This window comes from Microbacterium sp. NPDC055599 (genome assembly GCF_053618975.1).
The window spans coordinates 43,969-65,085 of record NZ_JBSHIM010000007.1 but is presented as its reverse complement, the minus strand read 5'-3'; the positions used below and the strand labels follow the sequence as shown (position 1 = coordinate 65,085).

At 69.5% G+C, this 21,117-nt stretch carries 25 protein-coding genes; 3 read left to right on the top strand and 22 right to left on the bottom strand.

The features are described 5' to 3' along the window. Positions 1–28: 28 nt before the first annotated feature. Positions 29–964, bottom strand: a complete 936-nt coding sequence (locus tag ACWGQ1_RS08380; protein ID WP_452312765.1) for a tetratricopeptide repeat protein — start codon at positions 962–964, stop codon at positions 29–31. Then, positions 961–2,922 (bottom strand): glycosyl transferase, encoded by a 1,962-nt coding sequence (locus ACWGQ1_RS08375; protein WP_452312764.1) that lies wholly within the window; start codon positions 2,920–2,922, stop codon positions 961–963. Before ACWGQ1_RS08375 ends, ACWGQ1_RS08380 begins: the two co-directional genes overlap by 4 nt. 177 nt (positions 2,923–3,099) lie before the next feature. Here ACWGQ1_RS08375 and ACWGQ1_RS08370 point away from each other — a divergent pair, with 177 nt between their 5' ends. Continuing rightward, positions 3,100–4,161 (top strand): AI-2E family transporter, encoded by a 1,062-nt coding sequence (locus ACWGQ1_RS08370; RefSeq protein ID WP_136031823.1) that lies wholly within the window; start codon positions 3,100–3,102, stop codon positions 4,159–4,161. A gap of 27 nt (positions 4,162–4,188) precedes the next feature. On the opposite strand, the gene ACWGQ1_RS08365 is transcribed toward ACWGQ1_RS08370, so the two are convergent. From ACWGQ1_RS08365 to rpsB, 9 genes are all read right to left on the bottom strand, one after another. Continuing rightward, positions 4,189–4,911, bottom strand: a complete 723-nt coding sequence (locus ACWGQ1_RS08365) for an alpha/beta hydrolase (RefSeq protein WP_168442836.1) — start codon at positions 4,909–4,911, stop codon at positions 4,189–4,191. Next, complete coding sequence (locus tag ACWGQ1_RS08360) at positions 4,908–5,195, bottom strand: hypothetical protein (protein WP_452312763.1); 288 nt, start codon at positions 5,193–5,195, stop codon at positions 4,908–4,910. Before ACWGQ1_RS08360 ends, ACWGQ1_RS08365 begins: the two co-directional genes overlap by 4 nt. Before the next feature lie 9 nt (positions 5,196–5,204). After that, complete coding sequence (locus ACWGQ1_RS08355) at positions 5,205–5,879, bottom strand: aggregation-promoting factor C-terminal-like domain-containing protein (RefSeq protein WP_136045734.1); 675 nt, start codon at positions 5,877–5,879, stop codon at positions 5,205–5,207. Between the two features lie 65 nt (positions 5,880–5,944). Beyond that, entirely contained in the window at positions 5,945–6,526 is a 582-nt protein-coding gene (locus ACWGQ1_RS08350; protein WP_247981632.1) for a DivIVA domain-containing protein, read from the bottom strand. Next, on the bottom strand, positions 6,526–7,668 hold the full coding sequence (locus ACWGQ1_RS08345; protein ID WP_452312762.1) for a phosphatidate cytidylyltransferase: 1,143 nt from the start codon (positions 7,666–7,668) through the stop codon (positions 6,526–6,528). Before ACWGQ1_RS08345 ends, ACWGQ1_RS08350 begins: the two co-directional genes overlap by 1 nt. Before the next feature lie 6 nt (positions 7,669–7,674). Next, positions 7,675–8,229 (bottom strand): ribosome recycling factor, encoded by a 555-nt coding sequence (frr, locus tag ACWGQ1_RS08340; RefSeq protein WP_136031814.1) that lies wholly within the window; start codon positions 8,227–8,229, stop codon positions 7,675–7,677. A gap of 66 nt (positions 8,230–8,295) precedes the next feature. Beyond that, positions 8,296–9,012: a UMP kinase gene (gene pyrH / locus ACWGQ1_RS08335; protein ID WP_136031812.1), complete on the bottom strand. Its 717-nt coding sequence runs from the start codon at positions 9,010–9,012 to the stop codon at positions 8,296–8,298. Between the two features lie 90 nt (positions 9,013–9,102). After that, the gene (gene tsf, locus ACWGQ1_RS08330) at positions 9,103–9,930 is read right to left on the bottom strand and encodes a translation elongation factor Ts (protein ID WP_452312761.1); all 828 of its coding nucleotides are present in this window, start codon (positions 9,928–9,930) and stop codon (positions 9,103–9,105) included. Between the two features lie 43 nt (positions 9,931–9,973). Beyond that, positions 9,974–10,915 carry a 30S ribosomal protein S2 gene (rpsB, locus tag ACWGQ1_RS08325; RefSeq protein WP_136031920.1) on the bottom strand — a complete coding sequence of 314 codons (942 nt, stop codon included), beginning with the start codon at positions 10,913–10,915 and terminating at the stop codon, positions 9,974–9,976. A 304-nt stretch (positions 10,916–11,219) separates the two neighbouring features. Here rpsB and ACWGQ1_RS08320 point away from each other — a divergent pair, with 304 nt between their 5' ends. Next, a complete protein-coding gene (locus ACWGQ1_RS08320) occupies positions 11,220–11,867 on the top strand; it encodes a peptidoglycan DD-metalloendopeptidase family protein (RefSeq protein ID WP_452312760.1) in 648 nt (215 codons plus the stop codon). Between the two features lie 95 nt (positions 11,868–11,962). Here the strand turns inward: ACWGQ1_RS08320 and ACWGQ1_RS08315 are convergent, their stop codons facing one another. The 9 genes from ACWGQ1_RS08315 to ACWGQ1_RS08275 form a co-directional block, all read right to left on the bottom strand. Beyond that, on the bottom strand, positions 11,963–12,865 hold the full coding sequence (locus ACWGQ1_RS08315) for a tyrosine recombinase (protein ID WP_452312759.1): 903 nt from the start codon (positions 12,863–12,865) through the stop codon (positions 11,963–11,965). 76 nt (positions 12,866–12,941) lie between these two features. Further along, positions 12,942–14,120, bottom strand: coding sequence for a DNA-processing protein DprA (dprA, locus tag ACWGQ1_RS08310; protein WP_452312758.1), 1,179 nt, complete (start codon positions 14,118–14,120; stop codon positions 12,942–12,944). Then, positions 14,117–15,646 carry a YifB family Mg chelatase-like AAA ATPase gene (locus ACWGQ1_RS08305; protein WP_452312757.1) on the bottom strand — a complete coding sequence of 510 codons (1,530 nt, stop codon included), beginning with the start codon at positions 15,644–15,646 and terminating at the stop codon, positions 14,117–14,119. Before ACWGQ1_RS08305 ends, dprA begins: the two co-directional genes overlap by 4 nt. Then, the gene (locus ACWGQ1_RS08300; RefSeq protein WP_452312756.1) at positions 15,643–16,005 is read right to left on the bottom strand and encodes a YraN family protein; all 363 of its coding nucleotides are present in this window, start codon (positions 16,003–16,005) and stop codon (positions 15,643–15,645) included. Before ACWGQ1_RS08300 ends, ACWGQ1_RS08305 begins: the two co-directional genes overlap by 4 nt. Positions 16,006–16,152: 147 nt before the next feature. Next, complete coding sequence (locus ACWGQ1_RS08295) at positions 16,153–16,479, bottom strand: DUF2469 family protein (protein ID WP_017204525.1); 327 nt, start codon at positions 16,477–16,479, stop codon at positions 16,153–16,155. Between the two features lie 53 nt (positions 16,480–16,532). After that, positions 16,533–17,192: a ribonuclease HII gene (locus ACWGQ1_RS08290; RefSeq protein WP_136037023.1), complete on the bottom strand. Its 660-nt coding sequence runs from the start codon at positions 17,190–17,192 to the stop codon at positions 16,533–16,535. After that, a complete protein-coding gene (gene lepB / locus ACWGQ1_RS08285; protein WP_136034606.1) occupies positions 17,189–17,914 on the bottom strand; it encodes a signal peptidase I in 726 nt (241 codons plus the stop codon). Before lepB ends, ACWGQ1_RS08290 begins: the two co-directional genes overlap by 4 nt. Before the next feature lie 118 nt (positions 17,915–18,032). Beyond that, complete coding sequence (gene rplS, locus ACWGQ1_RS08280) at positions 18,033–18,380, bottom strand: 50S ribosomal protein L19 (protein WP_136034604.1); 348 nt, start codon at positions 18,378–18,380, stop codon at positions 18,033–18,035. Positions 18,381–18,549: 169 nt separating this feature from the next. After that, positions 18,550–19,038: an MFS transporter permease gene (locus ACWGQ1_RS08275; RefSeq protein WP_136034602.1), complete on the bottom strand. Its 489-nt coding sequence runs from the start codon at positions 19,036–19,038 to the stop codon at positions 18,550–18,552. A 109-nt stretch (positions 19,039–19,147) separates the two neighbouring features. Between ACWGQ1_RS08275 and map the strand changes: the two genes are divergently transcribed. Then, entirely contained in the window at positions 19,148–19,930 is a 783-nt protein-coding gene (map, locus tag ACWGQ1_RS08270; protein ID WP_247638738.1) for a type I methionyl aminopeptidase, read from the top strand. Positions 19,931–19,939: 9 nt separating this feature from the next. On the opposite strand, the gene ACWGQ1_RS08265 is transcribed toward map, so the two are convergent. Continuing rightward, positions 19,940–20,371 carry a pyrimidine dimer DNA glycosylase/endonuclease V gene (locus tag ACWGQ1_RS08265; protein ID WP_136034598.1) on the bottom strand — a complete coding sequence of 144 codons (432 nt, stop codon included), beginning with the start codon at positions 20,369–20,371 and terminating at the stop codon, positions 19,940–19,942. Next, positions 20,368–21,102, bottom strand: coding sequence for a methyltransferase domain-containing protein (locus ACWGQ1_RS08260; protein WP_452312755.1), 735 nt, complete (start codon positions 21,100–21,102; stop codon positions 20,368–20,370). Before ACWGQ1_RS08260 ends, ACWGQ1_RS08265 begins: the two co-directional genes overlap by 4 nt. Positions 21,103–21,117 lie beyond the last annotated feature (15 nt).

The window sequence follows — 21,117 nt, the reverse complement described above, 5'->3', positions numbered from 1 at the left end:
GAGGACGACCTCGCCCCGGGGCGCGGACTCAGAACAGCAGCGAGGACAGCCGGTTGCGCGCCGACACGACGCGCGGGTCGGCGGGGCCGATGAGGCCGAACAGCTCCACGAGCCGCTCGCGCACCGGCGCCCGCTGGTCCGACGGGAGCTGAGCGAACAGATCGAGGAGCCGCGCGAACGCGTCATCCACGTGCCCTCCGGCGAGGTCGAGATCCGCCACGTCGAACTGCGCCTGCACGTCGAGCGGTCCGGCGGCGGCCGCGGCCCGCGCCTCCTGCAGATCGAGGCCCTGCACGCGGTGGAGCAGGCGCACCTGCCCGAGCCCGGCGATGGCGTCTTCATCGCGCGGGTTCTCGGCCAGCGCCTTCTCATATGCGCGGATGGCGGCGGCGTAATCGCCCGCCTCGATCGCGGCGTACGCCTCGGCGTGGAGCGGGGGCAGCTCGGGCTCGACCGGCTCGGGCGCATCCGCTGCAGCATCGCCCGAGATCGAGAGCGTCCCGGACACGCCGTTCTGCGCCGCTACCTGGAGCAGCTGGGCGAACACCTCGCGCACCTGCTGCTCCGGCACGGCACCCGTGAACATCGGCACCGGCTGCCCGGCGATCAGCGCGACCACCATCGGGATCGACTGCGCGCGGAAGCTCTGGGCGAGCTGCGGGTTCGCGTCCACGTCCACCTTCGCCAACAGCACGCGACCGCCCAGCTCGCGGGTGACCTTCTCGATGATCGGGCTCAGCTGCTTGCACGGCCCGCACCACTCGGCCCACAGGTCGACCACGACCGGGACGGTGCGGGAGATCTCCAGGACCTCGCCGAAGGTCTCGTCCGTCGCATCGACGACCACATCGGTGACGCCCTGGCCCTGCGTCGCGGGGCCGCCCCCGGAGGACGGGGTGGGGCGGTTGCGGAGACTCGAGAGGTCGACGGCGCCACGCAGCGCCGCGGGAGAGATGTCGGTCACTTGATCACCTTCACGGAGAGCAGGTCCTGGGTGGAGGCCAGGAGCTTGATCGGCTCGCTCGAACCCTGCGAGGGGACGGCGAAGAACAACTGACTCAGGTACGTCGTCTCGACACCCGTCGACGACTCGGTCACGCCCGTGAGCGCCTTGGCCTGCTCGTTGTTGCCGAAGCGGATGACGACGTCGGAGTTGACCGGGGTGATGGTCTCGACGTCGAGCACCGAGACGGCGACGATCGCGCCGCTGTCGAGGGTGGTCATGGAGACCGGCTCGGCGGTCGTGGGCGCCGCCTTGAACGCCGTCTTCGATGTCTCGGCGGCATTGGCATCCACGAGCCCCTGCACCACGGTCTGCCGCCCATCACGGATCGACTGGGCGACCGCCAACGAGAGATCGTCGAACTGGCCGTAGTACTGGCTCTTCTCCACGTTGTCGACCACGTCGGAGAACGCCGTGGCCACCTGGTCGGGCGGCAGCGTCAGGAACGCGGAGTCGGCCGGCACCATGGAAGTGCCGAGCCAGCTCGCCGCGACCTCCGGGAACTGTGCGTCGGCGGCCATCTGGGCCAGGTTGGTCACCTTGTAGTTCGACCACGGGTCGTCCTGCGTCATCGTGAGCAGCACGGGCGGGACGGTGTCGTCGTCGGCGCTCTGCGAGAGCATGAGAACGGTGCGCGGCCAGCGGTCCGTGGCCTCGGGCAGCACGACCCGCACGTCGTCGGTGGGGATGGCCACGGGAGGCGCGTCGTTGGTGACCTTCGCGCGGATGGCGTAGTCGGCGACGCGCTCCTCGAGCGCGGGACCGACGAGGCGGGTGGCCGCGAGGTCGGCGTCGAGGGTGCTGTCGGCCTCGGCGACCGTGTCGGCCAGGCTCTTCAGGATGCGCTTCGCCTGGGCCTCGGTGACCGCCGGCGGCTTCTGGTTCTCGGGGGCGATCACGGTCGGCGACGGCGAGGGCGTGGCGGAGGCGTCGCCCAGCTGCGGCCACGAGTCGGCCGAGCACCCGGCGGCCAGGAGCGCGGTGAGCCCCAGGGCGGGCAGGACCAGCATCCGACGGCGGCGCGTCGCTCCGGCGGCGCGCAGGGAGGACTTCCCCTCCGGCTCTGCGCGAGGCGTCGGCTCGTCCTCCACCACCTCGGCGTCCTCGACACCGGGGTCGGACGTCGGCTTCGCGTCGGCCGCATCGAGAGCCGCGCGCTCGCCCGCGGGCAGTGCGGCGACCTCGATCGGCTCCGTCATCGGGAGCGGCCCGGGGCCTTTCCGGCGCGGCCCACGTCCGCGGCGCTGGTGGCGGATCGCGAGGATGTAGAGCACGAGGCCGATCACGAGCACGATCCCACCCGCGACCATCAACGGTCCGGCGAGCGGGGTGCTGTTGTCGAGGGGCCAGGAGACCACGATGTCGTCCGGAGCGTCTCTCGTGCCGTCGTAGGCGATGAGTACGCTCGTGCCCTCCGGGAGCTGCATGTTGTCGGCCGTGAGCAGGTTCTCCTCGCTGAAGGAGTCCAGCCACAGGTCGGAGCCGACCGGGTCGCGACCTGCGGGCTCCTCGGTCTCGGCGTCGGTGGCCGGCGTCTCTTCGGGTGCCGGCGTCGCTCCCGCCTCGTCGCCGGGCTCCGTCGTCTCCTCCTCAGCAGGAGCCGAGACGTGCTCCACCACGAACTCACCGTCGTCACCGACCGAGACGTGGTTGTAGTCGGAGTCGGCCAGCCAGGCCTGCATGTCGGCGGTCCGGCCGTAGCTGGCGAAGATCTCGCCCTCGCCGCTCACCACGAGCTTCTGCGAGCCCGGGTTGGTCCGCAGCACGTCGCCGTCCATCAGCACGAACGGCGCGGGCTCCTCGATCGAGACGCGCTCCTGCTGGTTCGATGGGCCCATGAAGACGGTCCGCTGAGCGATACCCGCGCCGATCAGCACGGCAGCCAGCACGAAGGCCACCACGGCCCATACGAAACGCACGAATAGTCTCCTCACGCATCGCGAATACCCGCCCGCGACGCCACACTCGACATTTCAGACTAGCGAAGTCACCTGTGTGTTGCCCACGAGCAGTTCGCGTGGGCAACGGACGGCACGTCGTCGCGGCACCGTGCTCCGGGCTCGATAGCCTTGCTGCAGCCGTCTCGAGGAGCACCGATGAAGATCCACAATCCGTTCCGCACCGCCCTCGTGGCGACGCTCGGCGTGGGACTCGGGATCCTGCTGATCAGCAGCGTGCAGACCCTCTCGACCGTGCTGCTCTACATCGGGACGGCGCTCTTCCTGAGCCTGGGCCTCGATCCCCTCGTCTCGTTCCTCGAGCGACGGCGACTCCCCCGGTGGCTCGCCGTGCTCGTCACGATCCTCGCGGTCCTTGCGGTCTTCGTCGGGATCATCCTGATCGTGCTGCCGGTGCTCGTCGACCAGATCTCGCAATTGATCGCGCAGATCACCACGATCGTCCAGCGCGGCACCGCGATCGACGACCTGAAGGACTGGATCCAGGAGACGTTCCCGAACCTTCTGGTCGACGACGTCTTCAACTACATCGAGGACTGGCTGACCACGAACCTGGCGGAGATCGGGGGGTCGATCGGACAGGGAGTGCTGATCGCCAGCGGCGCCGTGCTGAGCGGCGTGTTCGGGGCCTTCATCGTGCTGATCCTCACGATCTACCTCACGGCGTCGACCCCGTCGCTCAAGCGAGCCGTGTACCAGCTGGTGCCGTCGTCGAAGCGCGACCGGTTCATCGACCTGTCCGAGCAGATCACCGATTCGGTCGGCTACTACGTCATGGGCCAGGTGTCCCAGGGCGTCATCAACGGCGTGCTCAGCGCGATCTACCTGACGATCATCGAGGCGCCGTTCCCCGCCGTCCTCGCGGTCATCGCGTTCTTCTTCTCCCTGATCCCGCTGGTGGGCACACTCACCGGTTCCACGATCATCGTGCTGGTCTGCCTGATCCCCGGGCTCGGCTCCCCCGCCACCGCGCTGGCCGCGGGGATCTACTACCTGATCTACATGCAGATCGAGGCGTACGTCATCTCCCCGCGCATCATGAGCCGCGCGGTCTCCGTCCCCGGCGCGGTCGTCGTCGTCGCCGCCCTCGCCGGCGGCAGCCTGCTGGGTCTGCTCGGGGCGCTCATCGCCATCCCCGTCGCGGCGAGCATCCTGATCATCTACCGCCAGGTGCTGATCCCGCGCATGAACGACCTCTGACGCGTCGTCCGACGCGCCGTGCGGTGGTCAGGAGTCGTCGGACCAGTGCGTCGGTAGTGGGAGCGCCGACGGGTTCACGGCAGCGACCACCTCGGTGAGCACGCGTCGCGTCTGCGTCTCCCCCACCCAGAGGTGCTTGCCGCCCTCCACGGGGATCAGACGCGCGTGCGGGATCGAGGCGAAGCGCTTCTCGGCCTCGGCCGGCCGCAGATAGTCGTCGAACTCCGGAACCAGGACCACGACCTCACGATCGGCTTCCGCCCAGGCGGCGACCTCTTCGTCCGTCGCGCGGTGCAGCGGCGGCGACAGCAGGATGATGCCCTCGATCGCGTGGTCGCGGCCGTACTTCAGCGCCAGCTCCGTGCCGAACGACCAGCCCAGCAGCCAGGGGCGCGGCAGCGCGCGAGCGTGCACGAACTCCATGGCCGCGGCGACGTCGAACTGCTCCAGAGCCCCGCCGTCGAACGCACCATCGCTCGTGCCGCGCGGAGACGTGGTGCCACGGGTGTTGAAGCGCAGGACCGCGAGATCGGCGAGGGCGGGCAGACGAGCCGCCGCCTTCCGCAGGATGTGCGAATCCATGAATCCGCCGGCCGTGGGAAGCGGATGCAGCGTGACGAGCGTCGCGACCGGCTCGCTCTCCGCGGGCAGGGCGAGCTCCCCGACCAGGGTCAGGCCGTCCGCCGTCGTCAGCTCGATGTCCTCGCGGCGCGCCGGCAACTGCAGCGGTCCCCGGATCTCGATGGTCATGCGATCCTCCAACAGTGGTTGTGCCAGTGCCGGCGGTCGGCGAGGGCGGCAGCCTCCCCCAGAACCCCGTCCGCCCGCCAGGCGACGACGTGCGCGGTACCGGGCTCGATCACCCGTCCGCACCCCGGGCAGACGTACTCCTTCAGCGCCTGCACCGCGGAGACGGGCTGAACGGTCCACTCGACACCGCGACGGATCTCCGTGCGCTTCCTCCCCGCCAGCAGGCGATCGAGCGACGCGTCGGGGTCAGGGCGCGCCGGAGGGCGTCGACGTGAGCGGGGCATGGTGCCTGCTCACCACCAGTGGTTGGTGGTCCAGAAGTTGTACGCGCCCGCCCAGCTGCCGTAGCGACCCGTGGCGTAGCCGGTGGCCCAGCGCAGGTTGTCGACCGGGTTGTAGCCGTTTCCGGGCACCTTGCTGCACGGCAGCGCCTGCACGAGACCGCAGGCACCGGACGACTTGTTCGTCGCGTTGGGGTTCCAGCCGCTCTCGCGCGACACGATGTAGTCGACGTACTGCCAGTCGCTCTGAGCGATGCCCGCCGCAGCCATCCACTCGGCCGGCGCACCGCCACCGCTGTACGGCGGGAGCGATCCACCGCCGGAGGGCTTGCCCTTCGAACCGCTCGTCGCGGTCGGGGCGGGCGGCGGGGGCGGCGGCTTCGGCTTGACGTAGATCTCGAACGTGCCACGGGCGAGCGGAGTGATCTCGGCGCCCTTCACCGTCACCGTCAGGTCCTGCGTATCGGCGAGGGCAGCGGCGTAGACCGACTCCGGCGACTCCTGCGGCGCGGGCTCTGCGAGAGCGACGCCGGTCGGTGCGACCATCGCGGCGGCCAATCCGACGACAGCCAGCCCGCTGAAGGCACCGGCGACGCCACGACGGCGCGTCCACCGGCGGGCCCCTCGGGTCACCGACGTCGCGGTCGCGGCAGGCACCGGCGACGCAGCGGTTCGATCGAGGTTCATGTCGTTTCGGGAGTACACGATGGGAGACAGTTTACGCACAGGAGCCTGGACAGGCCATCCACGACTCAGCGGACCGCCAGGATCACGTCGATCGTCGCGTCCAGGAGCGCGTCAACCTGCTCCTCCCGGTACCCCCCTCGCTGCATGCGGAACGCCGCGGATCGGAGCTGCTCCGCGGTCAGGGGGTCGCCGTCGCGCAGGTAGCGGACGATGCGCGACATCACATGATCGACCTCGTCGACGCGGTAGCCGAAGGTGAGGATGCCGGTCCGGCCGAAACGGTGGCGCGCCGGCCGCGCGAGGTGATCGAGGATGACCTGCGCGTCCGCCCTCGCCTGCTCGACCCAGGCACCCGCACCCAGCGATCGCACGGCGCGCTCCCGCTCGCGTGCAGCGAAGGCGTCCTCCACCCGTCCGAGTGCGGCGTCCACGTCAGCGACGACGTAACCCTCCTTGACGAGGGGGAACGAGGCCGTGCGGACGGCGTCCGCCGTGAGCTCGTCGCTCCCGGTCTCGAACGCGCGGCGCGCCGACGCGAGGAACGTGTCGACGGCTGCACGGTGATATCCGCGCGTGCGCCCCGACGTCACCGCGAACGCAGGGGGCGCCGAAGGCCGGGTCTTCTCGTCGGTCCGGTTGTCGGTCATCACAGCACCACCCAGGGAGAGAGGAGGAAGTAGAGGCACAACGCGGGGATCGTCGAGGGCAGGATGCTGTCGAGTCGATCCAGAAGACCGCCGTGACCGGGCAGCCAGGAGCTCATGTCCTTGATGCCGAGATCGCGTTTGAGCATGGACTCGCCGAGGTCACCCAGCGTCGCGGACAGCAGGATCGCTGCTCCGAAGATCAGCCCGCCCCACCAGGGCAGATCCAGCAGAAGGATCGCGAGGAACACACCGGCGACGAGCGACGCCCCGACAGCACCGCCGAAGCCCTCCCAGGTCTTCTTGGGACTGATCCGCGGTGCCATCGGATGGCGTCCGAACGCGAGACCGGCCGCATAGGCACCGGTATCAGCGGCGACGGCGATGGCGATGAAGCTCAGGACCCACCACTGCCCGCCCTCCTGCTCGAGGAGGATCAGCGCCACTCCCGCCAGGAACGGGACGTACACCTGCACGAAACCGCCGATGACCGCATCGGTGAGCACGTCGCCGTAGGTGCGCCCGTCCTTGGCGATCATCTGGGCCACCAGGCGCCAGACTATGACGAACGCCACCGACACGAACAGCATGACCCACGACAGCCACGGCGCCGCGAAGTAGGCGCCGAGGACGAGGAACGTCGCAGCGATCAGCTGCGGCACGACGTCCACACGGCGTCCTGCCGCCCGCAGCGCGCGGGACAGCTCGTACACACCGAGCAGCGCGGCGGCGAGGGCGAACGGCACGAACAGCGCCTTGATGAAGAGAAGCGAGGCGAGCAGGGCACCGCCGAACGCGAGCCCGATCAGGATCGCCAGCATGAGGTCGCGCCCCGTCCGCTGCTTGATCCGCTCGTTGGCCTGATCGAACTGATCCCGCGCGTGCGACACGTGCGTGCCGAACTCGTCGCGGGCGGCGCGCCACTGTTCGCGGATCGCGTTGTGGTCGGCCGTGTCGAGGCGTCGCGCCGGACCGGCCGGCGTCTCGGGCTCGGGAAGCGGCGGGCGGGGCGGCACCGCGGCGACGTCGAACCCCGGGAACGCTGCATCGGCGAGCGGGGCGCCGGCCTCGGACACGCCATCGTCACGCGCATCGCGGCGCGTGAGCGGCTTGCCCTCCTCGGCGTCTCGCGTTTCGTCGGTCATGCGGGCTTACACCTCGAGGAGTTCGGCCTCTTTGCGCTTGAGCGCGTCGTCGATCAGATCGACGTGCTGACGCGTCAGCGCGTCCAGCTCCTTCTCGCCGCGGGCGATCTCGTCTTCACCGAGCTCGCTCTTCAGCGCATCGAGCTCGTCCTTCGCCTTGCGACGGATGCCGCGCACGTGCACCTTCGCGTCCTCGGCCTTGGACTTTACGAGCTTGACGTATTCCTTGCGACGCTCAGCCGTGAGCTCCGGCATCGTGACGCGCACGAGGTTGCCGTCGTTGGTGGGGTTCGCACCGAGGTTCGGCATCTCGCGGATGGCCTGCTCGATCGCCTTCAGCGCCGACTTGTCGTACGGGGTGATGATGAGCGTGCGCGCCTCCTGGTTCGCCAGGGAGGCCAGCTGCGCGAGCGGCGTCGGGGTGCCGTAGTAGTCCACGAGCACCTTCTGGAAGAGCTGGGGGTTGGCGCGGCCCGTGCGCACCGTGGAGAAGTCCTCCTTGGCAGCCTCGACGGCGCGAGACATGCGGGTAGTGGTTTCAGCGAGGACATCCGCGATCACGGTGACTCCTATCGTCGGGGTGTTCAGAAATTCTATCGGTCGGGCGTGCTCGAACCGCGCAGGCCGTCAGGCGGTGACGAGCGTGCCGATCGTCTCGCCCAGAAGCGCGCGGGTGACGTTCCCGGCCGGCTCCATCCCGAAGACGCGCATGTCCATGTTGTTGTCCATGCACAGGCTGAAGGCGGTGGAGTCGACGACCTTGAGGCCCTGCTGCAGCGCGTCGCGGTACGTCACGCGTTCGATGCGCTCGGCGTCGGCGTGCTTGTTCGGGTCGGCGGTGTAGATGGCATCGACGCCGTTCTTGGCGACGAGCACCTCCTGCGCACCGATCTCCAGGGCGCGCTGCGCCGCGACGGTGTCGGTCGAGAAGTACGGCAGTCCGGCACCCGCGCCGAAGATCACGACGCGCCCCTTCTCCATGTGTCGCTCCGCCCGCCGCGGGATGTACGGCTCGGCGACCTGCGTCATCGCGATCGCCGACTGGACGCGGGTCGCCGCCCCCGCCTGCTCGAGGAAGTCCTGCAGCGCGAGAGCGTTCATCACGGTGCCGAGCATGCCCATGTAGTCCGCGCGGCCGCGGTCCATGCCGCGCTGACTCAGTTCGGCGCCGCGGAAGAAGTTGCCACCGCCGACGACCACGGCGACCTCGACCCGATCCACCGCCGCCGCGATCTCCCGCGCCATCTGGCTGACGACGTCCGGGTTCACCCCCAACTGCCCCGCTCCGAAGGCCTCTCCGGAGAGCTTGAGCAGGACGCGGCGGCGTCCGGTGCGTTCAGTCATGGGTGGTGTCCTCTCGTCCCGATTCAAGATAGTGCCTCGTGGGCATGAAGAAGGGGTTCGGATCATGCGATCCGAACCCCTTCGACGGTGTTACGCGCCGACCTTGAAGCGCGCGAAGTCCGTCACGGTGATACCGGCGTCCTTCGCCACCTGGGCGACGGAGAGCTTGTTGTCCTTCGCGTAGTCCTGCTCGAGCAGGGCGACCTGCTTGATGAACGCGGCGACACGGCCCTCGACGATCTTCGGCAGGGCGGCCTCGGGCTTGCCCTCGTTGCGGGAGATCTCGGTGACGATCTCACGCTCCTTCTCGACCGCGTCCGCCGGCACGTCCTCGCGGGACAGGTACGACGGGTTCGCGAACGAGATGTGCTGAGCGATGCTGCGCGCGGTCTCGGCGTCGTCACCCGAGTAGGCGACGACGACGCCGATCTGCGGCGGCAGGTCCTTGCTGGTGCGGTGCAGGTAGACCTCGACCTTGTCGCCGGAGATCGTGCGCACGCGACGCAGCTCGACCTTCTCGCCGATGATCGCCGCTTCCTGCGAGATGACCTGCTCGACGCTCTTGTCGCCGGCCTGGGCGGCCAGCGCGGCCTCGACCGAGTCCGCCTTGACCGCGGCCGCGGCGTCGGCGACCTTGTCGGCCAGCGCGATGAATCGGTCGTTCTTCGCGACGAAGTCGGTCTCGCAGGCGAGCTCGATCAGGGTCACGGCGCCGTCCTGCTCGCGAGCGACGACGAGGCCCTCGCTCGTGGAACGGTCAGCGCGCTTGGCGTTGCCCTTCGCACCCTTGAGACGCAGGATCTCGGTGGCCTTCTCGACGTCGCCGTCGGCCTCCTCGAGCGCCTTCTTGGTGTCGACCATTCCGGTGCCGAGCTGCTCGCGCAGCGCCTTGAGGTCCGCGATGGTGAAGTTGGCCATGTGTGGTGGCTCCTTGCTTCGTGATGTGGGTGTGAACGAGGGATTACTTGTTGTCTGCGGCCTCGGCGGCGGCGACCTCAGCGGTCTCCTCACCGGAAGCGGCGGCGATCGCCTCGTCGTGCGCCTCGGCACCGGCCTTGTCGGCGGCGGTCTCGTCGGCAGCGGGCGTCTCGACGACAGCGGCCTCATCGGCGGCGGTGACCACCTCAGCGGCGTCGGCCGACTCCTCGACCGGAGCCTCGAGCAGCTCCTTCTCCCACTCGGCGAGCGGCTCGGCGTCACCCGACTCGGGGTTGTGCTTCTGCTGCAGGCCCTCGGCCGCGGCGTCAGCGATGATGCGGGTCAGCAGCGAGACGGAGCGGATCGCGTCGTCGTTGCCGGGGATCGGGTACTGGAAGTCGTCCGGGTCCGCGTTGGTGTCGAGGATGCCGATCACCGGGATGCCGAGCTTCTTGGCCTCGTCGATCGCGAGGTGCTCGCGCTTGGCGTCGACGACCCACAGGGCCGACGGCGTCTTGGTGAGGTTGCGGATGCCGCCGAGCGACTTGTGCAGCTTGTCGAGCTCGCGCTTCTTGAGCAGCAGCTCCTTCTTGGTGAAGCCCGAAGCGGCCGGGTTCTCGTAGTCGAGTTCCTCGAGCTCCTTCATGCGGGCGAGACGCTTCGCGATCGTGGAGAAGTTGGTGAGGAGTCCACCCAGCCAGCGCTGGTTCACGAACGGCTGGCCGACGCGCGTGGCCTGCTCCGCGAGGATCTCCTGCGCCTGCTTCTTGGTGCCGACGAAGAGGATGGTGCCGCCGTGCGCGACGGTCTCCTTGACGAAGTCGTACGCCTTGTCGATGTAGCCGAGCGACTGCTGAAGGTCGATGATGTGGATGCCGCTGCGCTCCGTGAGGATGAAGCGCTTTACCTTCGGGTTCCACCGACGGGTCTGGTGTCCGAAGTGCACGCCGCTGTCGAGCAGCTGGCGGATGGTGACCACAGCCATGGTCGTCTCCTGGTTCTGGCGCTCGAAGGCGCCGTTGAGGTTGTTCACGCCGACCGGATGATCGGACGCCCTGGTGCCCGGCTCACGCCCACCTGCGGGAAGCAGGACCTGCGGGAGTGGATGCCACGAGAGAATCGCTGTGGGCACGCGTAGTCACCCCGAGATCGAGGTGCTCGTCCAGCATACAGGATCACGGTGCGGCGCTCGCACTGCACAGCCTGGAGCTCGCGCGACTTGTTCCCGGCCGCCGAACCAGCGACTCGCCCGCCCGCCATGCGTCCGCCGCCTCCCTCAGACTCGCCGCATGACCTCAGAACACCGATCGGTCGTCCTCGCTCTCGGGCTGGTCGCAGCCGTGCTCTCGGGCACCCTGAGCGGCGCGGCGGCCACGACCGCTCCCGTCGCGGGCTCGGGCCCGGAGCTGACGAACGTCGCGGCGGTTGATCGCGCGCCGACCGGTCTCTCCCTCGGGGTGTCGCGCGTACGGATGGAGGGTTCGAGCACCGGGAGGCCGCGCGACCGCACGCGCGAACCCGCCGGCGACTGGCACTGGCCCGTGGAGGGCGCGCGCTCCGTCGTGGTCCGCTTCCGTGCTCCGACGCAGCCGTACGGCCCGGGTCATCGCGGTGTGGACATCGCTGCGCCCGTCGGCGCCGCGGTGATGGCTCCGGCGGACGGTGTCGTGGCCTTCCGGGGTGTCGTCGTCGATCGGCCTCTTCTGACCATCACTCACGCCGGCGGTCTGGTCACGACGTTCGAGCCGGTGGACTCTTCGCTCTCGCCGGGCGAACGTGTGACACGTGGACAGCACGTCGGCACGGTCGCGCGGGGCGGACACGCGGCCGATGGCACCGTCCATCTCGGCGTGCGGCTGCAAGGCCTGTACGTCGATCCACTGACGCTGTTCGGAGAGGTGCGACGCGCGGTGCTCCTCCCCTGCTGTCGCGAGTGATCCGGCGAGTCCGACGACCGGCAGCCTCCTCGCGTGCCCGTCGCACCCCCGGGGTGCTGCAACAGGGGTGCGGGACGTGAGCGGCTCGGGCGCCGTCAGGCGCGGGGATGAGCGAGACGATAGGTCGCCGTGAGGCGCTCCGCGGAGACATGCGTGTAGATCTGGGTCGTGCCCAGGCTGGCGTGGCCGAGGATCTCCTGCACGGCACGCAGATCCGCGCCTCCGTCGAGGAGGTGGGTCGCCGCGCTGTGTCGCAGCGCATGCGGGCCGATCGTCTCCGCCCCCACGACCGGCGCCAGCGCTCGGGCCACCAGGGCGTACACGGCTCGCGGTCCCATGCGTCCCCCTCGCGCTCCGAGGAAGACTGCCGTTCCGGGGGACATGGCGCGGGCGAGCAGCGTGGGCCTGGCACGGGTGAGGTACGCACCTGTGGCCACGACGGCCGGAGCCCCGAAGGGCACGACCCGCTCCTTCGCGCCCTTGCCGAGGACACGGACGGTCCCGCGCTCGAGGTCGACATCGTCGACGTCGAGGCCGCACAACTCGGAGACGCGGATGCCTGCCGCGTATAGGAGCTCCAGGATCGCGTGATCTCGCAGTGCTACCGGATCTCCGTCGCTCGCGGCCGCGCGGTGCGCGTCGAGCAACTGGGTCATCGCATCCTTCGACGCCACGGTCGGCAGCGTCTTCGCTCGTTTGGGGGCCACGAGGCGGATGCTCGGGTCAGTCGCGATCAGCTCGCGTTCGCGCGCCCAGGCGAAGAAGGATCGTGCGGCGGCCGCGCGACGTGCCAGGGTGGAGCGGGCGTCGCCACGCTGGGTCGCGTGCCAGAGCCATTCCCGAAGATCTTCCAGGTCCACGCTCGCCACCGGCCCGATGCCCACCGTGGACCCGAGGTCTCGCAGGTCTGCACGGTAGGCGCGCACGGTCGCGGGCGAGAGCCGGCGCACCTTCTCCAGGTGGTCGGTGAACGCCTCCACCGCGACTGCGTAATCCACGTCTCCAGCTTGCCCGGATCGTCGGCGAGTTCGTCGCGCCCCGCCGCACCGCGACGTTCGGCGGTACTCGGGCAACTCAGCGGCGGCGCCACCCCCGCTCGTCTCGGCGCACGGTGCCCTCCAGATCGAGAAGCCCGAGGATCGCGCGCGCCCGCCCTGCCTCGACCCCCGCTCGTTCCGCGATGTCGGCGATCGTCAGGGAGACCGCCGTGCTCATCGCTGCCTCGACACGACTCCGATCGGGGCCGAGGGAGGAGACGCCAGGAGGCGCCCCCACCGACTCCCCCATGAGCTCTCTGACCTCCGTGGCCGACGTCACGCAGGTCGCATCGTACTCCCGCAGGAGCCGATGGCACCCGGCCGATGATGCGGACGTCACGGGTCCCGGCACCGCGCCGAGGGGCCGTCCGAGAGTCGCGGCATGGCCCGCGGTGTTCAGGGAGCCGCTTCGCCACCCCGCCTCGACGACGACCGTCGCATGCCCCAGCGCCGCGATGAGTCTGTTTCGAGCGAGGAACCGCCACTTGGTGGGAGCGGCCCCGCACGGGGGCTCGCTCACCACGGCACCGCGCTCCGCGATGCGCGTCAACAGGTCGTGATGACCGGCGGGGTAAAGACGGTCCACGCCGCCGGCGAGCACCGCGACCGTCTCCCCTCCCACCCCGAGAGCAGCGCGGTGTGCCGCTCCGTCGATGCCATACGCACCACCCGACACGATCACCGCGCCGGTCGTCGCCAGGTCTCCCGCCAGCTCCGACGCCACGCGGTCGCCGTACCCGGTCGCAGCCCGCGCGCCGACGACGGCGACCTGGGGCTGCGCAACCAGGAGCTCGCAGCGCCCGCGCACCCAGAGAGCCGCGGGTGCCTGTGTGCCGAGATCGGACAGACGGACCGGCCAGCAGGCGTCACCGGGCACGACGAGGTGAGCCCCGACCGATTCCGCCGCGCGGAACGCACGACACACCGCTGCTGGTGACGCGCGGGGGGCCCAGCGCCTCCGCGCCTCAGCGAGCGCGCGTACAGCTCCGGCACGGCGCACTTCGGGTTTCGTGCGCGCACTCGCGTCGAAGGCGTAGCGGAGCCCACCCACCGCCCCGAACTCCTGCGTCAAGACTCCGGCGACGGCATCTCCGGGTTCGGCGATGACGCTCCAGACCGCGCGGGCGACGACGTCCGCAAGTCCTTCGGATTGGCCTCCTCGAATCCGACGGGCGACCGCACACGTGCTCTCGTCGGCGAGCAGAGCGTCGATCATGCCGCCACCCCTCGACGTAGGTGCAAGGCGCGACCGATCTCCTCTTCGCCGGGCCGCCCCCGGCCGGCGAGGTCCGCCATCGTCCACGCGACCCTGAGCACACGGTCGTAACCGCGGAGCGTGAGCGCACCGCGCTCGAGGGCACGATCGAGGATCATCCGCTCGGTCTTCTCAACATGGAACGGGGCCCGTCGGAGGACGGGACCCGGCACCTCGGCGTTCTTCTGCCAGGGTGTCCCACGCCAGCGATGCGCCGCGCGCTCCCGTGCTGCCTGCACGCGCTCACGCGCGAACGCCGTCGTCACCCGAGCACGCGCGTCGGAGATGGCTTTCGACGCGGCAACACGGGTGAGCCCGAGATCGATGTCGACTCGGTCACGCAAAGGGCCGGATATCCGAGCGGCATACCGTCGGACGGCGCTCGGCGGACAGGTGCATTCCGCGTTCCGCACACCGAAGTTGCCGCAGGGACACGGGTTCGTGGCGAGCAGGAGTTGGAAGCGGGCAGGGAAACGCGCGGTGAAGCCGGATCGGTGCACGTCCACCACCCCCGATTCCAACGGCTGGCGAAGCGCGTCGAGCGCGACGCGGGAGAACTCGGCCGCCTCGTCGAGGAACAGCACCCCGCGATGCGCACGAGCCACGGCTCCCGGCCTCGCAGAGCGCGATCCTCCGCCGATCAACGCCACGGTGGAGGCCGTATGGTGGGGCGCCTCCAGCGGAGGTCGACGGTCCAGAGAGGTGACGGACTCGCCGCTCAGCGACCGGATCGATGCGACCTCCAGCGCCTCTCGCTCATCGAGCAGCGGCAGGATCCCCGGCATACGTGCGGCGAGCATGGACTTCCCCGCGCCAGGAGGACCGCTGAGGAGCAGGTGATGGCCGCCCGCGGCGGCTGCGATGAGGGCCTCGACCGCCTCGTCCTGTCCGATGACGTCTGCGAGGTCGTGCTCGTCCTCGCGCCGGGAGACGGGGGCCGGAAGCAGGACCGGCTCGACGTCGTCCACGTCCACGGCGGCGCCATGCCAGACGGCGACCTCGGCCAGCGACGCCGCGGACCGCACTTCCACACCGGGAACCAACCGCGCCTCCGGCTCGTTGCCGCGCGGCACCACGACCTGGGTGAACCCCGCACGCACGGCGGCGAAGACCGCCGGCAGGACGCCGGGCACCGGGCGGATCCTCCCGTCGAGCCCGAGTTCGCCGAGATGTACCGTCCGTCGGACCGCTCGCTGGTTCAGAGTGCCGCCCGTGGCGAGGCTGGCGATCGCGATGGCGAGGTCGAAGGCCGAGCCGTGCTTCGGGAGACTGGCCGGCGACAGGTTGACGGTGAGACGGCGCCGTGGGAGATCCAGCCCGGAGTTCTGACAGGCGTTGTGGACTCGCTGTACGGCCTCGCCGAGCGACTTGTCCGGAAGCCCGATGATGCGGAACTCGGGCGTCTGATTGGTCAGGTCGGCCTCCACCTCGACGAGGTGTCCGACAGCACCGTTGAGGGCGACGGACCAGGTGCGCGCGGTGGTCACGCGATGTCCTCGAGATGGTCGACGACGCCCTGCGCGGCGTCCGGACCGGTGATCCCGATCGCCTCGAGGCGCAGCGCCAGGCCCGCCACCGCATCCGCGTGCGCGGCCCGCCAGGCGTACGCGAGCTGCCAGAGACGACGGCGTTTCCGTGCATCGATCGCCTCGAGCGGATGCCCGAATGCGGTGCTCCGCCGTGTCTTCACCTCGACGATCGCGAGCCATCCGTCCCGCTGGGCGACGATGTCGATCTCGCCCTGCGCACACCGCCAGTTCCGGTCGAGGATGGTGTACCCGCGGTATCGGAGGTACTCCGCCGCACGTCGTTCGCCCGCTCGTCCGAGCTCGTCTTTCGCTGCCATGCGGAGAGGATCCCGCACTCCCGCCCTGCGCCGTGGGGCTGTCGGGCTTTGCGAGGGACGCCGCGGAGAAGACCCTCGTTCCTGCGGTCGGTGCAGAACGGGAGTCGCAGCCGACCGGCGCGTCTGGACCTCTACGACGGCGTCAGGTCACTCACCGTCGAGGGACAGCTCCTGCGGGAGCTCGAACTCGCGTCGCTGCAGTTCCTCGACGTTGACGTCCTTGAAGGTGAGGACCCGCACGGCCTTCACGAAGCGGTCCGCGCGATAGATGTCCCAGACCCAGACATCGCTCATGGAGATCTCGAAGTAGAAGTCGTGCTCGGTGTCGCGTCGCACGACGTTGACCTCGTTGGCGAGGTAGAAGCGCCGCTCGGTCTCGACCACGTACTGGAACTGCGAGACGACGTCACGGTACTCACGGAACAGCGCCAGCTCGAGCTCGCGGTCGTAGTCGTCGAAGGCTTCCTCATCCATGATGACTCCATCCTATGGCGGCGGACCGCACGGAGCGGTATCCGCGGGCGCCCTCAGAAGAGCGTCGGGGCATCGGCGATCGCCCAGGACGACCGGTGGAACGGTGACAGGCCCAGAGCGCGGATGGCGTCCCGATGCTCGGGGCTCGCGTAGCCCTTGTTCCGATCCCACTGATAGCCGCTATGACCCTCGTGCAGCTCGGCCATGTGCCCGTCGCGTGCGACCTTGGCGATCACGGAGGCGGCCGACACGGAGGCGCAGTCGCGGTCGGCCTTGACCACCGGCCGCACACGGAGGGGGACGGGATGGACGCGGGACACGTAGTCGTGATTCCCATCGAGCAGCACCAGCGCATTCTCGAGGGCGGCCCCCTGGTCCACCACGGCCTGAACGGCCCGCGACGCGGCGAGACCGAGCGCCCGCATGATCCCCACCTCGTCGACCTCCCTCGCCGTTGCCCAGCCGACGGCGGAGGCCTGGACCCACGCCGCGGCGCGCGCAGCCACCTCAGGGCGCCGTCGTTCCGTGACGAGTTTCGAGTCGCGCAGGCCCTCGGGAACCCGCCGGCGCGCTCCCTTGGCGTCCATCACGGCAGCCCCCACGGCGACCGGCCCCGCGAGGGCACCGCGCCCGACCTCGTCGAGCGCGATGATCAGCTCGCATTCGCCGAGGAGCCGTCGCTCGAGCGTCAGACGGGGCGCGACGACGGTCATTCCGACTCCGGTACCCCGTTGAAGATCTCGTGATGCCCGTCGATCGTGCCGAACCGATCGAGCGGCCAGGTCGTCAGGAACGCCTTGCCGACGATGTTGCCGACGGGCACGAAGCCGCCGCTCGGGAGATCCTGGTGGGCGCGCGCGTCTCGCGAGCGATCGCGGTTGTCGCCCAGGAGCCACACCGAGTCCTCAGGCACGACCACGTCGAACGGCTCGTTGGAGGCGGCGGTGTCGCCCTGCGGGAGGTTGAGGTATCCGAGCTCGTCGATCGGTGCACCATTGATCGTGATCTGCCCCAGCGCGTTGCAGCACACCACGTGGTCGCCCGCGACCCCGATCACGCGCTTGACGAGATGGTCCTGCGAGTCCGTCGCCGAGATACCCACGAAGTTCAGCACCCAATCCACGGCCTGGATCAGAGGCGGCTGCGCCGGTGTCTGCACTTGACCGTCGAGCCATCCCCCGGGGTCCTTGAACACGACCACGTCGCCCCGCTCGTAGCCGGTCCAGCGCGGTGTCAGCTCGTCGACGAGGATCCTGTCGTTGATGAGTAGCGTCCGCTCCATCGAGGCCGAGGGGATATAGAACGAGCGGACGACGAACGTCTTGATGACGAACGACACCAGCGCCGCGATCAGGACGATCACCAGCACATCACGGAGGAAGACCAGGAACCCGCGGCGCCTTCTCGTCGGACGTGCGGACGGAGAGTCAGTCATCTGGTTCCTTCTCGAGTGGAGCACCGTTGGCACACGGCAGTAACAAGGGTCGCACACCCCGCGCACGACAAAGCACCCCGGGACATCGTGTCCCGGGGTGCTGTGAGGAAGCTGCGACTCAGTTGTCGCGCTTCTCCTTGATCTTCGCCTTCTTGCCACGCAGCTCGCGCAGGTAGTAGAGCTTCGCACGACGAACGTCACCGCGCGTGACGACCTCGATGTGGTCGATCACCGGGGAGTGCACGGGGAAGGTGCGCTCCACGCCCACCTGGAAGCTGATCTTGCGGACCGTGAAGGTCTCGCGCACGCTGTCGCCCTGGCGGCCGATGACGACGCCCTGGAAGACCTGGATACGGGAGCGGTTGCCCTCGGTGATGTTGACGTGCACCTTGACGGTGTCACCGGGGAAGAACTCGGGGATGTCGGAACGGAGCGAAGCCGCGTCGACGGCGTCGAGGATCTGCATGATCGTCTCTCTCTGCACTCGCCACAGGTCGGATGCATGATGATGGAAGGAACAAGAACGGGTGTGTGCTGAACGGCGCTGACGCGTCCGCGGGCTCCCCTGAGGCAGAGCCGGTCACGGCACAAGAATCCATTCTGCCACGGATGGCAGATGCGACCAAAACGGTCACTCAGTCCCGGGGATCACTCTCGCGCACGACGATGATCTCATGGGGCTCCGCGCGCACGGTCGGCTCGTCCGCGGCGGGGATCGTGGACCACGTGATGGTCTCTCTGATGCGCGCCCCACTGCCACGGGCCTCGTTCCACAGCTGCCACAGCTGCAGCCAGACGAGCGCGATCCCGACGACGATCGCCGCCGCGAGCAACCAGCCGAACGCGCCGTCGATGAAGAACCCGACCGCGATGGTGAGGCCGTGCCACAGCGCGAAGCCGGCGACATCCCACCAGGACACGGCACGCTCAGCGCGGACCGACGGCCGCGAACGCGTGAGCAGTGTGAGCAGGAGCTGCCCGATGAAGACGGACGGCATCGCGATGAGCAACACCCACAGGATGGCCCAGCCGCCCTGGAACACGCCCCAGCCGACGAGGAGCCACAGCGGGAGCACGAAGGCAGACGGCAGGAGCCACCGGAAGAACGCCTGACGCAACCACATGCTCCGATGCTACGTCGATCGCCCCTCGTCGGGTCAGCGTGTTCGCTCTGGGCGCTCGGCTCCCCTGGGCGCTTCGATCAGGGAGAATGGAGGAAACGAGAGGACACCCATGATCGAACTGCGCACCCCTGCCGAGATCGACGAGATGCGCGCGGCAGGCCGGTTCGTCGCCGAGACCCTGGCGACCCTGCGCGACGAGACGAAAGTGGGCACCAACCTTCTGGCGATCGACCGTCGCGCCCACGACATGATCCGCAGAGCGGGCGCGGAGTCCTGCTACATCGACTACCACCCGTCCTTCGGGGCGAGCCCCTTCGGCAAGGTCATCTGCACCTCCGTGAACGACGCGGTCCTGCACGGCCTCCCCCACGACTACACCCTGCGCGACGGCGATCTGGTCACCCTCGACTTCGCGGTGTCCGTCGACGGATGGGTGGCCGACTCTGCCGTCTCGTTCGTGGTCGGCACGCCGCGCGACGAGGACCTGCGCCTGATCGACACCACCGAGCGGGCTCTCACGGCCGCGATCGAGACCTCTGTCGTGGGCAACCGCATCGGCGACATCTCCGCTGCGATCGCCGCCGTCGCCCACCGCGAGGGCTACTCCATCAACACCGACTTCGGCGGGCACGGCGTCGGACGCACCATGCACGGAGACCCGCATGTGGCGAACGACGGCAGAGCGGGCCGCGGCTTCCCGCTCCGCGCCGGCCTGGTCCTGGCTCTCGAACCGTGGTTCCTCGCGACCACCGACGAGCTCGTGACCGACCCAGACGGCTGGACGCTGCGCAGCGTCGACGGCTCCCGCGGTGCGCATTCGGAGCACACCATCGCGATCACGGATGACGGGCCGATCATCCTCACCGACCGTTCCTTCCTCGGCGTCGACTGACCCGCGACGTCACGCCCGTTCCCACGACGCCACGGGGCCCTCGACCACGACGAACAGCGGATGAGGCGCCGGACGGTGCGTGTGCGCATGCAGGGCCAGGCGGTCCGGGCTTCGGGCGGCGAGCTTGGCACGCAGATGGCGCCACTCGAGGTCGAGTTGACCGGTGGTGACCTCGAGGGGCGGCACAGTGGTGCCGAGGGTACGGATGCGCGAGCGATCGAAGCGGTAACCACGCGCGTCAGCCTCGTCCGCAAGACCGCGCAGATAGGCCGACACCGCCGTCGACGGCTCGGGTGCCTCGCGGAAGCGCGCCAGCTGCGGGTGCTCGCGATAGCCCTTCGTCGTTCCGGCGAGCACAGCCTGAGCGAGCAGGGTCTCGCGCCAGCACGCCACGAGGCCCTGCCGGTCGAGGTACACCGGATGCAACGACCAGATCCTCATGCGCGCCGGTAGCGGAAGACGTCAGTCAGATGCGGAAGGTCGAAGGCCGCCCTGCCCGCCGTCTCCGGGCTCTCGTCGAGCACCGCCTCGATCGCATCACGCATCGCGCGGCGCCCGGACTCGTTCGCGACGAGATAGCTGCTGACCGTGGCCCACCGGGCGACGTAGCCGGCGCGGCTGATCCGTTCCGTCCAGCGGATCTCGTGGTGCCCGACGAAGTCGAAGCCCGGCAGCTCCACGGCGGTCGCGGTCGTGGCATCGGCATCGCCCACGGCCGGGTGCGCGATGCGGTGACATGCGACGTCCCACGCGCACGCCGGATCCGCGCGATTCCAGAGCAGACCCAGCACACCCGCCGGCCTCAGCACCCGCGCGATCTCCGCCGCGGCCGTGTCCCGGTCGAACCAGTGGAAGGCCTGCGCAACGCAGACCGCGTCTACCGCGCCGTCGCCCAGGGGGATGCGCTCAGCCGTACCGTCGAGAGCGCTGACCGTTGGCAGCTTGGACCGAAGCACCTCGCGCATCGGCGCGGAAGGCTCGACGGCCACCACCCGATCCGCGCGCTCGAGCTGGAGCTCGGTGAACTTGCCCGTCCCCGCGCCGAGGTCGAGCACCGTAGGAACCGCGACGGGGAGGATGGCTTCGACCGCGGCGACGGGGAATCCCGGCCGATGACGGTCGTACTCCTCGCCGATCGTCTCGAACGACTGCGCGAGTGCCCTATCCACCATGCTCCGACGCTAACA

Excerpts from the sequence above, each read along its gene's own strand:
- ACWGQ1_RS08370 (WP_136031823.1), top strand. The coding sequence starts at position 3,100 with ATGAAGATCCACAATCCGTTCCGCACCGCCCTCGTGGCGACGCTCGGC.
- ACWGQ1_RS08365 (WP_168442836.1), bottom strand. The coding sequence starts at position 4,911 with ATGACCATCGAGATCCGGGGACCGCTGCAGTTGCCGGCGCGCCGCGAG.
- ACWGQ1_RS08360 (WP_452312763.1), bottom strand. The coding sequence starts at position 5,195 with ATGCCCCGCTCACGTCGACGCCCTCCGGCGCGCCCTGACCCCGACGCG.
- ACWGQ1_RS08355 (WP_136045734.1), bottom strand. The coding sequence starts at position 5,879 with ATGAACCTCGATCGAACCGCTGCGTCGCCGGTGCCTGCCGCGACCGCG.
- ACWGQ1_RS08350 (WP_247981632.1), bottom strand. The coding sequence starts at position 6,526 with ATGACCGACAACCGGACCGACGAGAAGACCCGGCCTTCGGCGCCCCCT.
- ACWGQ1_RS08345 (WP_452312762.1), bottom strand. The coding sequence starts at position 7,668 with ATGACCGACGAAACGCGAGACGCCGAGGAGGGCAAGCCGCTCACGCGC.
- pyrH (WP_136031812.1), bottom strand. The coding sequence starts at position 9,012 with ATGACTGAACGCACCGGACGCCGCCGCGTCCTGCTCAAGCTCTCCGGA.
- tsf (WP_452312761.1), bottom strand. The coding sequence starts at position 9,930 with ATGGCCAACTTCACCATCGCGGACCTCAAGGCGCTGCGCGAGCAGCTC.
- rpsB (WP_136031920.1), bottom strand. The coding sequence starts at position 10,915 with ATGGCTGTGGTCACCATCCGCCAGCTGCTCGACAGCGGCGTGCACTTC.
- ACWGQ1_RS08320 (WP_452312760.1), top strand. The coding sequence starts at position 11,220 with ATGACCTCAGAACACCGATCGGTCGTCCTCGCTCTCGGGCTGGTCGCA.
- dprA (WP_452312758.1), bottom strand. The coding sequence starts at position 14,120 with ATGATCGACGCTCTGCTCGCCGACGAGAGCACGTGTGCGGTCGCCCGT.
- ACWGQ1_RS08300 (WP_452312756.1), bottom strand. The coding sequence starts at position 16,005 with ATGGCAGCGAAAGACGAGCTCGGACGAGCGGGCGAACGACGTGCGGCG.
- ACWGQ1_RS08295 (WP_017204525.1), bottom strand. The coding sequence starts at position 16,479 with ATGGATGAGGAAGCCTTCGACGACTACGACCGCGAGCTCGAGCTGGCG.
- ACWGQ1_RS08290 (WP_136037023.1), bottom strand. The coding sequence starts at position 17,192 with ATGACCGTCGTCGCGCCCCGTCTGACGCTCGAGCGACGGCTCCTCGGC.
- lepB (WP_136034606.1), bottom strand. The coding sequence starts at position 17,914 with ATGACTGACTCTCCGTCCGCACGTCCGACGAGAAGGCGCCGCGGGTTC.
- rplS (WP_136034604.1), bottom strand. The coding sequence starts at position 18,380 with ATGCAGATCCTCGACGCCGTCGACGCGGCTTCGCTCCGTTCCGACATC.
- ACWGQ1_RS08275 (WP_136034602.1), bottom strand. The coding sequence starts at position 19,038 with ATGTGGTTGCGTCAGGCGTTCTTCCGGTGGCTCCTGCCGTCTGCCTTC.
- map (WP_247638738.1), top strand. The coding sequence starts at position 19,148 with ATGATCGAACTGCGCACCCCTGCCGAGATCGACGAGATGCGCGCGGCA.
- ACWGQ1_RS08265 (WP_136034598.1), bottom strand. The coding sequence starts at position 20,371 with ATGAGGATCTGGTCGTTGCATCCGGTGTACCTCGACCGGCAGGGCCTC.
- ACWGQ1_RS08260 (WP_452312755.1), bottom strand. The coding sequence starts at position 21,102 with ATGGTGGATAGGGCACTCGCGCAGTCGTTCGAGACGATCGGCGAGGAG.